14 protein-coding genes are annotated in these 14390 nt (G+C 71.8%); 7 read left to right on the top strand and 7 right to left on the bottom strand.

From position 1 onward, the window contains the following. Positions 1-47 precede the first annotated feature (47 nt). A complete protein-coding gene (locus tag SLNSH_RS13785; protein WP_146140263.1) occupies positions 48-434 on the top strand; it encodes a hypothetical protein in 387 nt (128 codons plus the stop codon). Here the strand turns inward: SLNSH_RS13785 and murJ are convergent. The 5 genes from murJ to SLNSH_RS13760 form a co-directional block, all read right to left on the bottom strand. Next, complete coding sequence (gene murJ / locus SLNSH_RS13780; RefSeq protein ID WP_106337593.1) at positions 400-1926, bottom strand: murein biosynthesis integral membrane protein MurJ; 1527 nt, start codon at positions 1924-1926, stop codon at positions 400-402. The genes SLNSH_RS13785 and murJ overlap by 35 nt on opposite strands. A gap of 59 nt (positions 1927-1985) precedes the next feature. Continuing rightward, positions 1986-2999, bottom strand: a complete 1014-nt coding sequence (locus tag SLNSH_RS13775; protein WP_106337592.1) for a glycosyltransferase family 2 protein — start codon at positions 2997-2999, stop codon at positions 1986-1988. 824 nt (positions 3000-3823) lie between these two features. After that, positions 3824-4168, bottom strand: coding sequence for a DUF1491 family protein (locus SLNSH_RS13770; protein WP_106337582.1), 345 nt, complete (start codon positions 4166-4168; stop codon positions 3824-3826). Between the two features lie 7 nt (positions 4169-4175). After that, complete coding sequence (locus tag SLNSH_RS13765) at positions 4176-4832, bottom strand: peptidoglycan-binding domain-containing protein (protein WP_106337581.1); 657 nt, start codon at positions 4830-4832, stop codon at positions 4176-4178. Then, positions 4825-6669, bottom strand: a complete 1845-nt coding sequence (locus SLNSH_RS13760; protein WP_146140262.1) for a PAS domain-containing sensor histidine kinase — start codon at positions 6667-6669, stop codon at positions 4825-4827. Before SLNSH_RS13760 ends, SLNSH_RS13765 begins: the two co-directional genes overlap by 8 nt. Positions 6670-6916: 247 nt before the next feature. Between SLNSH_RS13760 and SLNSH_RS24895 the strand changes: the two genes are divergently transcribed. Both SLNSH_RS24895 and SLNSH_RS13750 read left to right on the top strand, forming a co-directional pair. Next, a complete protein-coding gene (locus SLNSH_RS24895) occupies positions 6917-7237 on the top strand; it encodes a hypothetical protein (protein WP_106337579.1) in 321 nt (106 codons plus the stop codon). 73 nt (positions 7238-7310) lie between these two features. After that, complete coding sequence (locus tag SLNSH_RS13750; RefSeq protein WP_106337578.1) at positions 7311-7739, top strand: SufE family protein; 429 nt, start codon at positions 7311-7313, stop codon at positions 7737-7739. 906 nt (positions 7740-8645) lie between these two features. On the opposite strand, the gene SLNSH_RS13740 is transcribed toward SLNSH_RS13750, so the two are convergent. Further along, positions 8646-9476: a DUF6456 domain-containing protein gene (locus SLNSH_RS13740; RefSeq protein WP_106337576.1), complete on the bottom strand. Its 831-nt coding sequence runs from the start codon at positions 9474-9476 to the stop codon at positions 8646-8648. 97 nt (positions 9477-9573) lie between these two features. Here SLNSH_RS13740 and SLNSH_RS13735 point away from each other — a divergent pair, with 97 nt between their 5' ends. The 4 genes from SLNSH_RS13735 to SLNSH_RS13720 all read left to right on the top strand — a co-directional run bounded on the left by SLNSH_RS13735 (position 9574) and on the right by SLNSH_RS13720 (position 13266). Further along, complete coding sequence (locus SLNSH_RS13735) at positions 9574-9933, top strand: hypothetical protein (protein ID WP_106337575.1); 360 nt, start codon at positions 9574-9576, stop codon at positions 9931-9933. Positions 9934-9966: 33 nt separating this feature from the next. After that, a complete protein-coding gene (locus SLNSH_RS13730) occupies positions 9967-10614 on the top strand; it encodes a LysE family translocator (RefSeq protein ID WP_106337574.1) in 648 nt (215 codons plus the stop codon). Between the two features lie 70 nt (positions 10615-10684). Further along, positions 10685-11584 (top strand): ChbG/HpnK family deacetylase, encoded by a 900-nt coding sequence (locus SLNSH_RS13725; protein WP_106337573.1) that lies wholly within the window; start codon positions 10685-10687, stop codon positions 11582-11584. 62 nt (positions 11585-11646) lie between these two features. Continuing rightward, positions 11647-13266: a methyl-accepting chemotaxis protein gene (locus tag SLNSH_RS13720; protein WP_146140260.1), complete on the top strand. Its 1620-nt coding sequence runs from the start codon at positions 11647-11649 to the stop codon at positions 13264-13266. Between the two features lie 316 nt (positions 13267-13582). Here SLNSH_RS13720 and SLNSH_RS13715 read toward each other — a convergent pair whose 3' ends face one another. Beyond that, positions 13583-14182, bottom strand: coding sequence for a superoxide dismutase (locus tag SLNSH_RS13715; protein ID WP_106337571.1), 600 nt, complete (start codon positions 14180-14182; stop codon positions 13583-13585). Positions 14183-14390: the final 208 nt, after the last annotated feature.

The raw sequence follows: 14390 nt of genomic DNA, 5'->3' as shown, positions 1-14390 counted from the left end.
TGCGCAGACCGCCGGGGATGACGGCGAGAATCGGCTAGGGTGGCGCCATGTCGTCGGCCTCAGCTTCCCGAAGCCTCATCGCAGCGAGCTTGCTCCTCGCCGTCGCGGCAACAGCCGCCCAGGCCCAGCAAGTCCCCGAGCACGCCATGCGCTACAAGCGCGACAGCGGTGGGAATTGCACGGCCATGATCCCCTATTACGGCCCCGCCGCGCTCTGGATCGGGCGCATCGCGGCGCAGCGGCCCATGAACACGTCGTCGGACCGCATCTTCACGGACGCGCGCACCGCCGAGCGCTGCTTCTTCACCGAGATGGAGTGCCGGACCTGGCTGGCCCGCCTGACCCTGGACTGGGCGCCCAAGCCCGGCTTCGCGACCTGCGAGCCCGGCGGCGGCGTCCTCATGCGCGGCGGAAGGGGACCCGTAAAGCCTTGAACAACGCCAGCAGCGCGGCCCCGTAGACGGCCGCGCCCACGATCCCGAGGAGGGCCAGCTGCGCCTCGTTGCGCAGGGAGGGCAGAGCGGAGACGGCCGCCGCCGAGGGCGCCCGGCCGAGCACGGCCACGACGGTCAGCGCCAGCGCCGACACCGCCACCGCCACCGCCGTGCGCCGCAGGGCCGTATCCGGCGCCAGCAGGTCGCGCCGCGCAGCCAGCCACGTCAGCAGCCCCACATTGATCCAGGCGCCCACGCCGGTCGCCAGCGCCAGGCCGGCGGCGCCCAGTGGCTTGTAGAGCGCCAGCTTGAGCAGCACGTTCAGCGCCAGCCCGGAGAAGGAGGCGATCAGGGGCGTGGCCGTGTCCTTGCGCGCATAGAAGGTCGCCGTTGCGGAGCGGATCAGCACCACCGCCGGCAGGCCCATGCCATAGGCGGCCAGCGCCGCAGCGGCCTCGCGCGCGGCTGCGTCGTTGAAGGCCCCGCGCATGTAGACCGCGCGCACCACCAGGTCCGGGATCGCCAGGAACGCCACCAGGAACGGGGCCGACAGCGCGAGCGTGAACGCCACCGCGCGGTTCTGCGCCGATTGCGCCCCGTGGACGTCGCCGGCCGCAAGCCGCTTGCTCATGGTCGGCAGCAGCACGGTGCCGGCCGCGATGCCGATCACGCCGACCGGCAGCTGGTAGAGCCGGTCCGCGTAGTTCAGCGCCGACACGGCCCCGGTGGGCAGCAGCGAGGCGATGATGGTGTCGGCGAACATGGCGATCTGCACGCCCGCCGAGCCCACCACGGCGGGCCCGAGCGTGCGGAAGAAGGTCTTCAGGTCCTTGTCGAACACGGGTCGCCGGAACGCCGGCATGATCCCGGCCCGCCCCGCGTCCCACACCACCAGCAGCAGCTGGAGCACGCCCGAGATGGTCACGCCCCAGGCCGCCGCATGGGCGGCGTTGGGGAACAGGTACGCCACCAGCAGCGCCGCCACGACGCTGAGGTTGAGCAGGATTGGCGCGCCCGCCGCCGCCGCGAAGCGGTTGTTGGCGTTGAGCACCGCCGAAACCAGGGTCACGATGGTGATCAGCAGCAGGTAGGGGAAGGTGACTCGCGTCAGCGCCACCGTCAGGGCGAACTTCTCCGGGTCATCGCTGAAGCCCGGCGCCAGCGCGCGCACCACCTCGGGCATGAACACGAACGCGGCGACTGTGAGCGCCAGCAGCGTCAGGGTGAGCAGGGTGAGGATTTCGCCCGCCAGCCGCCTGGCGGCTTGCTTGCCCCGCTCCTCCAGCGCGCCCGAATAGCTCGGCACGAAGGCGGAGTTGAACGCGCCCTCGCCGAAGATGGTGCGGAAGTGGTTCGGCAGGCGCTGGGCCACGAAGAAGGCGTCGGAGAAGACCCCCGCGCCCATCACGGCCGCGATGATCACGTCCCGCAGCGCGCCGGTGAAGCGCGACAGCAGGGTGAAGCCGCCGACGGAAAGAATGCTCCTGTACATGCGGGCAGGCTTTTCGGCCGAAAGGGCCTCGCGCCGCAAGTCCGAATGGGTCTCGGCCGTCACGCGCGGCGCCGGTCCACGCCGAAGGGGCGCGCGGGGAGGGCGACCGGCGGGTTCTCCTCGAAGCCCACCTGCTCGCCCACAATGTAGAGCGGCCGCCGCTTCACCTCGGCGAAGATGCGGCCGATATACTCGCCGATGACGCCGAGGGACACGAGCTGGACGCCGGCGAGGAACATCACCGACACGATCAGGGAGGCGTAGCCGGGCACGTCCACGCCCCACACCAGGGTGCGGACGATGAACCACAGGCCCGTCACGAAGGAGAACGCCGAGACCAGCGCTCCCACATAGGTCCACAGCTTCAGCGGCAAAGTCGAGAACGACGTGATGCCGTCGAAGGCGAAGCGGAACAGTTTGCGGGCGTTGAACTTGCTCGTCCCGGAGACGCGCTCGGCCACCTCGAAAGGCACGCCGATGGAGGGGAAGCCGATCCAGGCGTAGAGGCCCTTGGAGAACCGCGCCCGCTCGCCCATCTGCCGCAGCGCCTCCACGGCGCGGCGGTCCAGCAGCCGGAAGTCGCCCGCGCCCTCGGGCAGGGGCGTTTCGCCGAAGGCTGCGAAAAGCCGGTAGAACGCGCGCGTGAGCCAGCGCCGCACCGGGCCGTCGGCCCGACGGTCGGTGCGCTGGCCGTACACCATGGCGTAGCCCTCGCGCCATTTTTCCACGAAGGTGGCGATCATCTCCGGCGGATGCTGGAGATCGGCGTCCATGATCACGGTCGCCTGGCCTCGCGCATGGTCGAGCCCCCCCGCGATGGCGATCTCCTTGCCGAAGTTGCGGCTGAACGACACCGCCCGCAGCCGCGGGTCGGTCTCGTTCAGGCGCCGGATGCGCGCCAGCGTGTCGTCGCGCGAGCCGTCGTCCACGAAGACGACCTCCCAGGAGGCCGCGACGGCGTCCAGGATCGGCGCAAGGCGCTCGACAAGCGTGTCGACGTTCTCGCCCTCGTTGAAGACGGGGATGACGACGGACAACTCGGGGGCAGGCTCGGACACGGGGGCGACTTCCAGGGCGGGGGCTTCGAGGCCACCTCTGCAGGAGAAAAGAGCCGACATTGCGCCAACGCGCAAGATGATGCTCGTCCGGTCCCCTCAGGCGCCGCCGGGCTCTCTAGGATCTGCCGGGCCGCCCGGCGTTGCCGGGCCGCCCGGCGTTGCCGGGCCCCCCAGGCGCGGCCGGGCCGTCTTCGCGGCGCCCGCCTCTCCCCGTCCTTGCGACGAGCGGATNCCGGGCCGCCCGGCGTTGCCGGGCCGCCCGGCGTTGCCGGGCCCCCCAGGCGCGGCCGGGCCGTCTTCGCGGCGCCCGCCTCTCCCCGTCCTTGCGACGAGCGGATCTGCGCTCGCAAAGACGGAACCAAGCCCCGTCATGGCCGGGCTCGTCCCGGCCATCCACGCGGTCCGGCAGGACGTAGATCCCCGGGACAGGCCCGGGGATGACGGCCCAGAGGGCGCGCCAGGACGCCCGGGGCCATCCGGACCGCCCACCCTGGATTGCTTCGCTGCGCTCGCAAAGACGGAACCAAGCCCCGTCATGGCCGGGCTCGTCCCGGCCATGCACGCGGTCGGGCAGGGCGTGGATCCCCGGGTCAAGCCCGGGGATGACGGCCTTTAGAACGTGCCAGGACGGCGGAGTCGTAGACGCTTCACCGCCCACCCTGGACTGCTTCGCTGCGCTCGCAACGACGGAACCAAGCCCCGTCATGGCCGGGCTCGTCCCGGCCATCCACGCGGTCGGGCAGGGCGTGGATCCCCGGGTCAAGCCCGGGGATGACGGCCCAGAGGATGCGGCTGGTTTGACCCGACGATACAGCCGCAAGGACGAGCCCGCGGAAACCTCACCCCTCGACGACGTCGAGGCGATGCGCGCCTGTGCGGTCCTCGACTTCCACGATCCACAAGTCGGGGTCGAAGCGCATTTCGCGGGCGAGGCGATCCTCGGCGGCGGGGATGTCGATCGTTGCGTCGGCGTGCAACCGGACGAAACGGCGCTCGAGGTCGTCCTCGCCGAACGCCGTCTGGGGCGCCGGGCCGTAGAGCGCGCAGCGGCCGTCGAGGAGGTCGATCTTCACGAAGATCGCGCCCGCCTCCGCCGCGCCGCGCTTGCGCAGCATGGCGGGAACGCCCTCCACGCCGCAGCGGCGGATAAAGGCGGAAACGAAGATGTCCGAGCGCAGCCGCATGGCGCGCTCAGTCGAGCGGGATCCCGGAGGCGGACGCCAGCTCCCGGGCGGTGCGTGCGCCGAGTTCGCCCGTGGCGGGAAGCTTGTGGTCGCGCTCGAAGCGCTCGAGCGCCTGCCTGGTGCCCGAGCCGAAGACGCCGTCGATCTTCACCGGGCCGTAGCCGAGCTTGTTCAGCGCCTTCTGGGCGTTCAGGACCGGTTTGCTGATCTCCGCCGCGGCGGGGGCGCCGCCGCGCAGCATGTCGCCGATGACGTCGCCGCGCGGGATCGGCTGCGGGATGGGTTGGGCGGGCGAGGCCGCCCGCGCCGCGGCCTTCGTGGGTTCAGCCGGCGTCACCGAGGCGGTCGTGGCCGGCCCGAGATCGGTCGGGCGAGTCGGCGGCAGCACCGCGGGGAAGCCCGAAAGCTTGACCACCTCGCCGCCCGCGCGGCCGAAGAACGGCGCGGGATGGGGCGCGCTCTGCAGCGCCAGGGCGTTCACCACCACGCCGACCGCGATGGCCGCGCTCGCCGCGCCCACGATGGTCGTTCCCGGATTGCGGAACAGGGCGGTGAGCCAGGCCGCTCGCGCCGGCTTGCGGCGGCTCCGGGCTGACGCCTTGCGGGGCCTGCGCTCCTGGCTGAGCACGAAGTCGTGGTCGGTGCGGGCGAGGACTTCAGGCACTTTTCTTCACCGTATCGCTTAAAACTGACAATTTGCTGCTGGTGACCATGGAGGCGGCCGTGGCGCGGTCGCGCGAGCCCTCGGCCAGCACCTCGCGGAGCCCGCCGTGAACCGGCGCCGGCTTGACCCGGCAGTCGAACCCGAGCCGGACGGAGAACCGGGTTCCCTTGCCGAGAACGCTCTCTACCTGCACCGCGCCGGCGTGGAGGCCCACGAGCCCGCGCACCACCGACAGGCCGAGGCCGGTGCCCTCGTAGGGCCGGTCGTAGCTGCCGCGCGCCTGGAAGAAGGGCTCGCCCAGGCGCGGCAGGTCTTCCGCCGCGATGCCGATGCCGGTGTCCTCCACCGCCATCACGAGGATGTCGCCTTCGCGGCGCACGTCAAGGCGCACGCGTCCGCCGCGGGGCGTGAACTTGATGGCGTTGGACAGAAGGTTGATCAGGATCTGCTTGCAGGCGCGCCGGTCGGCGACGAGCTCCGGCAACCCGGGCTGGATGGCGGCGGACAGGTCGATCTGGCTCTGCTCGGCCTTGAGCCGCAGCATCTCCACCGCCGCATCCGCCAGGCGGGCGACGTCGAAGGGCTCCGGCTGGAGCGTCAGCGTGCCGGCGTCGATCTTGGACATGTCGAGGAGCGTGTTGACCACCTCGAGCAGGTGCTCGCCGGAGACATGGATGATGCGCGCGTAGTCGCGCTGGCGGGCGTCGCCCGACGGCACCAGCTTCTCGTCCGCGAGCATCTCGGAGAAGCCGATGATCGCGTTCAGCGGCGTGCGCAGCTCGTGGCTCACGGTCGCCAGGAAGCGGTCCTTAAGCGCGGCCGCGGCCTCGGCCGCCGCGCGCGCGGTGTCGATCTCGGCCTCGTGCTGGCGCTGCGTGCTCACGTCGCGCATGACGCACACGATTTCCGCGTCCTCGCCCGCCTCCGCGTCGCCCTCGATCCGGCGCGCGCGCACCTCAATCCAGGCGTAGACGGGCGCGCTGGCGCGCTCCGCGGGGTCGAGCTCGCCCTTGCGCACGCGCACCTGCGCGCGGGAGAGGGCGCTGCCCGCGCCCGCGTCCGCGAGCGCCATCAGGTACAGCGGGCGGTCGGCCACGTGCACGCGCTCGAACAGCCCGCGCCCGGTGAGCGCGCCCGGGGCCACGCCCAGGACCGAGCCGGCGGCCGGGCCCGCGTAGAACACGCTCCCCTGCGCGTCATGGCGCGTGACCAGGTCCCCGAACCCGTCCACGAGCAGGCGGTTGTGCGCGGTCAGGCGGCGCTCGCGCAGGGCGCGGGCCCGCATCTCGCGCTGGGTCAGGAGCGCGATCCCGAGCGAAAACGCGAGCACGGAGCTGTGCACGCCGAACGCGCCCATGAGGTCGCGGGCGTCCGCCGCCCCGGCGCCGGCCCCGGCCACGAGCGCCAGCGCGCCCATCGCCAGCGCGGCCGCGAAGCGCAGCTCGCGGATGCGCCCGACCAGGGGCGCCTCGAGCACGACGAGCGCGAGCCCGGCCAGCGCGGGCGAGCCCAGGCCCTCGGACACGGATGCATAGAGCGCGAGCGCCGCGCAGGCGGACAGGATGGACGCGGCGTGCGCGTCGTGGAGGCGGCCCGTGCGCGACGCGAACACGGCCGTGACCGCCTGCAACACGCACCCGACCACGAGCAGGATGGCGGGCGCGGGCACGCCGCCAGCGGCCAGCATCACGGGGATGGCCGCGAGCGCGAGGGCGCCGAGCGCCAGGCGCGAGCCGATGAACCAGGCGTGCCTCGGGCGGGCCAGGGCGTCCGCGTCGGCGCTGGCGTGAACCAGGTCGCCAAGCTGTCTTGCCAATAGTGCGATGGGCCGCCGCATACTCAACTCGTCACCGCGCGGACCCCGCGCTCGTGTCCCAAAGACAGGCGGAGAATGGCCCCGGGGCCCTTAAACGAACATGAAGCGGACCGGCGAAGCGGGGCCCCGCCGCCACGGAAAAGCGCTTTCGGGCGGCTTCCTGCCGACATGATGAACGGGACCTTTCCCGCCCCGGACCCGCCTTGACGGAACCTTAAGGCGCCCGCGCGAGGGTGCGCCGGGAGCTTTCGCCACGCGGGTGACGACCATGGGATTCGTGCTGAGGACGGTCATCGCGGTGGGGATCGTGTACGCGCTCTCGCCGCTGCGCGACGCGGACACGTCCGGAGCGGACCTCGCCCAGCAGGCCCGCACGGCGGTCGCCAGCCACGCCTCGCGCGCGGTGAGCGCCGCCGTCGAGCTCTGCCTCAAGGACAAGGCGGCGTGCTCCCTGCTTGGCCTCCCGGCGGCTCCGGACGGCGCCGAGGAGCGCCGGCCCGCCCCGGCGCAGGAGGCGGCCGCGTCCCCCCCGGCGGCCACCGGCGCCGTCCAGCGCGCGGCCGCCGCTGGCAGGAAGGCGAAGGACTGAGCGCCAGTCGCGCTTCGGCGCTGTCGCGCGGGCCCGTCACGCCCTATATGGACGGGCGACACGGGCAGGCGACATGAACGCGAAACTCGACGAGATCATCGACACCTTCGAGCTCCTGGACGACTGGGACGACCGCTACCGGTATCTCATCGAGCTCGGCCGCACGCTGGCCCCCATGCCGGATGAGGCGCACACGGACGCCAACAAGGTGCGCGGCTGCGCCAGCCAGGTGTGGCTGGAGAGCTCGGTGGACCGCAGCGGCCCGGAGCCGGTGCTGCATCTCGTCGGCGACAGCGACGCCCACATCGTCCGCGGCCTGGTGGCCCTGGCGCTCGCCATCTTCTCCGACCAGCCCGCGGGTCGGATCCTGGAAACGGACCCTCAGCCGATCTTCGACCGGCTGGGCCTGGCCTCCCACCTGACCCCCCAGCGCTCCAACGGCGTGCGCTCCATGGTGGAGCGCATCAAGGCCGACGCCCGCGCAGCCCTCCAGGCCGCGTAGGCCCCTCGGCTCGAAGCCATCCAGAGCCTCCGAGCGCCACCCTGGATTGCTTCGCTTCGCTCGCAATGACGAAATGGCCGTCATGGCCGGGCTCGTCCCGGCCATCCACGGGGTCGGGCAGGGCGTGGATCCCCGGGACAAGCCCGGGGATGACGGCCCGGGACGAGCCCGGGGATGACGGCCAGGAAAGACGCGCCGCGCCCCAGGCTGCGGAGGCGCGCCCCGCTCGTCTACCCCTGTCATCCCCGGCGGCGTAAAGCGCGGGGAAGGGATCCAGGAGGCTGGGTGAGACCTGCGGGCGCCAACCGGGCAGGCGCGAGGCGCTTCGGTCCGAAAGCCTCGAGATTTGCGCGTGCGGCCCTGGATCCCCTTCCCCTCCGCCGCTTCGCCGCTCCGGCCGGGGATGACGGCGGAGAGGTTTTCGCAGCGAAGGCCACCCGCCGTCCTTGCGAGGAGCGCAGCGACGCAGCAATCCAGCGACCGCGCGCGTTCAGGACCGGCCGTTTTGCGCCCCGTCCCCTGGATTGCTTCGCTTCGCTCGCAATGACGAAATGGCCGTCATGGTCGGGCTCGTCCCGGCCATCCACGGGGTCGGGCAGGGCGTGGATCCCCTGGACGAGCCCGGGGATGACGGCCCCGGGACAAGCCCGGGGATAACGGCCCGGGACGAGCCCGGGGATGACGGCCAGAAAAGACGCGCCGCGCTCCAGGCTGCGGAGGCGCGCCCTGCTCGTCCGCCCCTGTCATCCCCGGCGGCGCGAAGCGCCGGGAAGGGGATCCAGGGGAGCGCCCCGACCGTCTGGATCCCGTTCCGCTCCGTGGCTTCGCCGCTCCGGCCGGGGATGACGGCGGCTAGGGCAGGCAGGCTATGGTCCCCGGGGATCCTCGACCGCAAAGGCGCTCCGCTTACCCGTCCATGGTCGGCCGGTAGTCCGGGGCGCCCCACATGCGCATGGGCGAGCGGTCGGGGCCCACGGCTTCGCGCGCCAGGCCGTAGTGGGCGGCCAGGCGGTCGAGGGCGATGCGCAGGACGACCTTGGCCGAGCGCGCCGGCCAGCCCCGTTCCCGCTCCACCTGCTCCAGCCCCTTGAGGAAGCCGCAGACGTCGACCAGCAGGCCGGCCAACTCGGCGCCGAGAGCGCGGGCGGCGGCGTCGCAGCGCTGGCGGGCGGCGAGCGCCATGTCGGTGACGTGCTCCACGCCGCCGCCCCGACGACCGCCGCGCGGGGCAGGGCTCCAGCTCGCCGTGACGCTCGGAAGCACCATGCCCAGGGTGAGGTCCACCCGGAACCGCTCGCCGGCCTGGAACTGCGCGTCGCCCAGGAACGGCCGGCCGTCCTTGCCCGCGCGGCGGCGCAGCCAGGCGAGCGGGCTCTCGGCTTCGTCCACCGTGACGGCCCGGGATTCGCCTTCGCGATCGAGCTGGGCGCGGCCCAGCGGCTTGTGCTGGGCGAGCCAGGCCTGGTCCGGCGCGGCGTCCTCCCGGCGGAGGCGGGCTCGGCCGGCCTCCGTCAGGGCGAGCCGGCCCGTCGCGGCCTCCCAGGCGGCGAGGTCCATGCGGACCAGAAGCGCCGCCGCGTGTCTCACGGCTTCCGGAGCGTCGGGACCGACTGCGACCGGTCCGGCCCTGAGCGCCCGGAGCTGGCGCGCGAGAACGGGCGGCAGCGCCCCCGGCGCCGCGGCGGCGCTCTGCGCCGGCCGCCGGGCCCTTTTCATGGCGGAAGCCGTCTTGGGCATTGTGTCTCTCCAATTCGCTTGAACAAGGCTTTTATTCATATATTTTGGCAGAGGCCCTGGCAAGCAGGGCAGGGAGTTGGGTTCAGGAAGGAATTTAATGATGAATGGATTTCAGCAGGCGATCGCCACGCGCTCTTTTCCGGCCCGCGCCCGACGCGCGATCCGGGCTTTCGCCCCGTCCTCCAGGCTGCATTACGAGCGGGAGCGCATGCTGTGGCGGCTGGTGCCGCTCGGCCTCGGCCGACTGCCTGCAGGGGAGCCGGCGCGCACGCAAGCCATCGTGCTGCTGCTCGCCAAGGCCCTCCGTGCGGAGCGGGCGCTGGGCCGGGCGGGGCACTGGACCTATGACCTCAACCGGCACCTGGGCCTCCTTCAGGCCTACAAGGCCGAGCGGGCGACCCTGAAACGGGACAGTCCCAGGGCTGCGCCGCTGGGGGAAGCGGGCGCGCCGCGCTAGGCGAGGGGCCGGCCGTGCTCTACAAGGAGGACCATGCCTGAACTGACCCAATTCGCCTTGTTCGTCGCCGCGGCCCTGCTGCTCGCCATCACGCCCGGCCCTGGCGTCTTCTATGTCGCGGCGCGCGCGCTGGCCGGCGGGCGCGCGGAAGGCGTGGCGTCCAGCTGCGGCACGGGCCTGGGCGGAATGGTCCACGTGGTCGCGGGCGCGCTCGGCGTCTCCGCCGTGGTGCTCGCAAGCGCGGAGCTTGTCACCGCGCTGAAGCTGATCGGCGCGGCCTATCTGGTCTGGATCGGGGCGCGCACCATCCTGTCGGCCCGCAAGGACGCCGCGTCGCTCGAGGCCGGGCTCGCGGCGCCGCCGGTCGGGGCGCGGCGGGCGTTCCGGGAAGGCGTGCTGGTCGAGGCGCTGAACCCGAAGACGGCGGCCTTCTTCCTGGCCTTCGTGCCGCAGTTCGTCGATCCCGCCGCAGGCCCGGTCGCCTTGCAATTCGTTGTCCTGGGCTTCGTGTCGGTGGCGCTCAACACCCTGGCCGACATCGTGGTCGCCTTCGGGGCGAGCGGAATCCGGAACGGCGCCGCCGCCCGGCCCGCCCTGGTCCGCAGGCTGCGCGAGGCCTCGGGCGCCGGCATGATCGCGCTCGGCCTCGGGCTCGCGTTGGCGAAGCGGCCGGCCCACTGACGGCGCCGGGCCTGGAGCCCGCGACGACGGTCGCAGGGACGCGCCCGCGTTCCGGTGCTACATCACCCCCATGTCGTATCGCGCCGCCGCCCGGCCCTCCCGCTTCGCCCTCGTGGCGGATGACTACGCCCTGACCGCCGGCGTCAGCCGTTCGATCCTGGAGTTGGCGGAGCTTGGCCGGCTGTCCGGGACCGGGGCCATGACCAACCGGCCTTACTGGCCCGAGGGCGCCCAGGCCTTGCGCGAGCACGAGGGCCGGCTCGACATGGGCCTGCACCTCAACCTCACCCTGGGCGAGCCGCTCGGGCCCATGCCGGTTCTTTGCCGCAGTGGTTCAATGCCCGGCTTCAACCCGTTGGCGCGACTCGCCTTCGCGGGCCGGCTGCCGCGCGGCGAGGTCCTGGCCGAGGTCCTGCGCCAGGTCGACGCCTTCGCCGAGGCCTACGGCCGCCTGCCGGACTATATCGACGGTCACCAGCACGCCCATGTGCTGCCCGGGGTCCGCGCCGCCCTTTTGGAGGCGGTGGCCTTGCGGTGGGGCGGGCAGGCGCCGCCCTTCCTTCGCGACCCGTTCGACACGCCCGGCGCGATCGTGGCGAGGGGCGTGGCGCCTGCGAAGGCGGCCGTGATCGCTGCGCTCTCCGCCGGGTGGCGGCGCGCCCTCGACCGCGCCGGCATTCCCCGGAACGAGGGCTTCGCCGGCGTGAGCCCCTTCGATCCGGCGCGGGACTATGCGGACGATTTCCGCCGCTTCCTGGTCGCTCCCGGCCCCGCGCACCTTGTCATGTGCCATCCCGGCTATCCCGACGCCGAGCTGGCCCGCCTGGATCCTGTCACCGATTGCCGGCTCATCGAGCATCAATTCTTTGCAAGCGATAAGTCCATTCACGCCATTGAAGAATCGCGCGTCGAGTTGGTCCGCCTCACATCGATCTCTGATCAATGCTCGATTTCCGAGGGCATAGTTTAACCTGACTTTTACGGCGTTAAATTATCGTCGCCAGACGATTTCGGACGGCGAGAAAATCATCCGTGCAACACCGTGAGCGACGGAACTTCAATCGGCTGGTGATCGCCGTGATCGCAGCCGTCGGCGCGCTGATCATCGCCGTGTGCGTGGTGGGCGCGGGCGTCCTGGGGCGCAACGCCATCCATGGCGGTTTCTCGGTGAAGACGTCGTCCATCGTCCTGGCCGCGGCGCCCGCCCTGGCCGAATTCGTCGCCCGGGGCGAGCGCGCCGGCGGAGCGATGGAAGGCGTGCTGAGCGATCCGGACGTGATCGAGGCCGCCCTGGTCGACTCCAGCGGCGCCGTGCTCGCCCGGGCGTCTTCCAACCGGTTCCCCGCCGTCTGGTCGGAAGAGGCTGTCCGGGAAGCCGTGCGCGATGTAGCGGGCGGCCGCGACCTGCGCCTGGAAGGATCGGGCGGGCTGCTCGTCGGCGCCCACCTCGGCGCCTTCCGCCCGCAGGCCAAGGCCATGCTGGTGGTGCAGTTCTCCACCCAGCGCGTCGAGCACATGACGGCGCTCCTCGTGTGGGTGGCGATCGGCGTGGGCGCGCTCGCGGCCGTGATCCTCGCCCTGGCGCTCCTGCTCTGCGTTCGCCAGCTCACCGGGCCCCTGCGCGCCCTGGCTGACGTGACCCACCGCCTCGCCGCCGGCGACCTGAACATTGAGGCGCCCGGGGCCGACCGCGGCGACGACATCGGGTCCATGGCCCGCGCCGTGCAGGTGTTCCGCGACAAGCTCATCGAGCGGTCCTCCCTGCAGCAGCGCAGCGAGGCCGACCGCGTCAGCCAGCATTCGCGCCAGCAGCGCATCGACGCGCTGGTCACCGAGTTCCGCTCCCGGGTGCGTGAGGCGCTGTCGAGCGTGTCCGCCAACTCGGAGCAGATGACCTTCGCGGCCCGCACCATGACGGGCATCGCAGCCGAATCGGCCAAGCGAGCCAAGACGGCCGCCAAGGCGAGCCGCGACGCCTTCGAGAGCGTGCGCCACGTCACCCGCGCCTCCAACGAGCTCAGCAGCGCCATCACGCAGATCGAGCAGCAGGTGACCAAAGCCCGCCAGGTCGTCGTCGACGCCGCCAGCACCACCCGCGCCACCACCTCCACCGTGCAGAGCCTCGCCGGCAAGGCGCAGGACATCGGCGAGGTCGTGAGCCTCATCCAGGCCATCGCGGCGCAGACCAACCTCCTGGCCCTCAACGCCACCATCGAGGCCGCCCGCGCTGGCGAATCCGGCAAGGGCTTCGCGGTGGTGGCCTCCGAGGTGAAGAACCTCGCCGGCCAGACCGCCCGCGCTACGGAGCGCATCGCCGAGCAGGTGAGCGCCATCCAGGGCGCCACCGCCTCCGCCGTGGACGCCATCGAGGCGATCTCCCAGCTCATGCATGAGGTCGAGGGCTTCACCGGAGGCATCGCGCATGCGGTGGAGCAGCAGTCCGCCGCGACCACCCAGATCGCCTCGGGCGTCGCCCGCGCCGCCCAGGGCACGGAAAGCGCCGCCGCCGACATGAAGGAGCTGGACGCCGTGGTGGGCGAGACGGACCAGTCCGCGGCCCAGGTCAACCAGTCCGCCATGGACGTCGCCGAGCAGTCCAAGCGCCTCCACGACACCGTCGACCGCTTCCTGGACGCAGTCTCGCGGGCGTGAGGATAGCGGAGGGGCTTTCCCCTGGAGGGGAGGGTGGTGGCCGCAGTGCGGCGGTGGCGGTGGTGCGCCTCCCCCGTCCTTGCGAGGAGCGGAGCGACGAAGCAATCCAGAGCCACACGCCCGGGCGGTTGGACTCGAGCCTTTTCCCTGGATTGTCGCTGCGCCCGCAAGGACGGATGAGCCCTCCGCCGTCATCCCCGGCGGCGCGAAGCGCCTGGAAGGGGACCCAGGGGCAAGGCGCGCGACGCTGTGGCGCCCCGCCGGCCAACGAAAAACGGGGCCTTTCGGCCCCGTTCGCATGTCTTCTTCGGCCGGCTTACTTGATCGCCGCCTGGTAGAGCTCCTCGACGTATTCCCAGTTCACCAGGTTGTCGACGAAGGCCTTCAGGTAGTCGGGGCGGCGGTTGCGGTAGTCGATGTAGTAGGAGTGCTCCCACACGTCGACGCCGAGGATCGGGGTGGCGCCGTGCACCAGCGGGTTCTCGCCGTTGGGGGTCTTCTGCACCACGACCTTGCCGTCCTTCACGGCGAGCCAGGCCCAGCCCGAGCCGAACTGCGTGGCGCCGGCCTGGGCGAACTCCTCCTTGGCCTTGTCCACGGAGCCGAAGCCGTCCACCAGCGCCTTCTCCACCGAGCCCGGGATCGAGCCGCCGCCGTTCGGCTTCATCCACTTCCAGAAGTGGATGTGGTTGTAGTGCTGGCCGGCGTTGTTGAAGAGCGCCTGGTTCTTGCCGTAGCTGCCCTTCACCACCTCCTCGAGCGACTTGCCCTCGAACTCCGTGCCCTTCAGCAGGTTGTTGCCGTTGGTCACGTAGGCCTGGTGATGCTTGTCGTGGTGGTACTCCAGGGTCTCCTTGGACATGTACGGCTGCAGCGCGTCGTACGCGTAGGGCAGTTCGGGCAGGGTGAACGACATGACGCATCTCCTCGTGTTGAAGCGGGGCGGGGGGCGCGCTTCGGGGCGCGCGCCGGAGGCGGGGAACTTAGGCCGGTTTTCGCCTCCCTGGGAAGCCGCTACGCCGCCAAAAAGGCGAGCGTGATGAACAGGTGGGGCGCTTTCGCGCGCCTTCAACAGGCGCTTGCGCAACCCAGGGCATGCGCATGGTTGACACGGGCCGGGTCAA

The sequence above is a fragment of the Alsobacter soli genome (assembly GCF_003004785.1).
GTDB lineage: Bacteria > Pseudomonadota > Alphaproteobacteria > Rhizobiales > Beijerinckiaceae > Alsobacter > Alsobacter soli.
This window is presented reverse-complemented; position numbering and strand designations above follow the sequence as displayed.

Bases quoted from the DNA above. Each gene is read 5' to 3' on its own strand.
- SLNSH_RS13785 (WP_146140263.1), top strand. From the start codon at position 48: ATGTCGTCGGCCTCAGCTTCCCGAAGCCTCATCGCAGCGAGCTTGCTC.
- murJ (WP_106337593.1), bottom strand. From the start codon at position 1,926: ATGTACAGGAGCATTCTTTCCGTCGGCGGCTTCACCCTGCTGTCGCGC.
- SLNSH_RS13770 (WP_106337582.1), bottom strand. From the start codon at position 4,168: ATGCGGCTGCGCTCGGACATCTTCGTTTCCGCCTTTATCCGCCGCTGC.
- SLNSH_RS13760 (WP_146140262.1), bottom strand. From the start codon at position 6,669: ATGCGGCGGCCCATCGCACTATTGGCAAGACAGCTTGGCGACCTGGTT.
- SLNSH_RS24895 (WP_106337579.1), top strand. From the start codon at position 6,917: ATGGGATTCGTGCTGAGGACGGTCATCGCGGTGGGGATCGTGTACGCG.
- SLNSH_RS13750 (WP_106337578.1), top strand. From the start codon at position 7,311: ATGAACGCGAAACTCGACGAGATCATCGACACCTTCGAGCTCCTGGAC.
- SLNSH_RS13740 (WP_106337576.1), bottom strand. From the start codon at position 9,476: ATGCCCAAGACGGCTTCCGCCATGAAAAGGGCCCGGCGGCCGGCGCAG.
- SLNSH_RS13735 (WP_106337575.1), top strand. From the start codon at position 9,574: ATGATGAATGGATTTCAGCAGGCGATCGCCACGCGCTCTTTTCCGGCC.
- SLNSH_RS13730 (WP_106337574.1), top strand. From the start codon at position 9,967: ATGCCTGAACTGACCCAATTCGCCTTGTTCGTCGCCGCGGCCCTGCTG.
- SLNSH_RS13725 (WP_106337573.1), top strand. From the start codon at position 10,685: ATGTCGTATCGCGCCGCCGCCCGGCCCTCCCGCTTCGCCCTCGTGGCG.
- SLNSH_RS13715 (WP_106337571.1), bottom strand. From the start codon at position 14,182: ATGTCGTTCACCCTGCCCGAACTGCCCTACGCGTACGACGCGCTGCAG.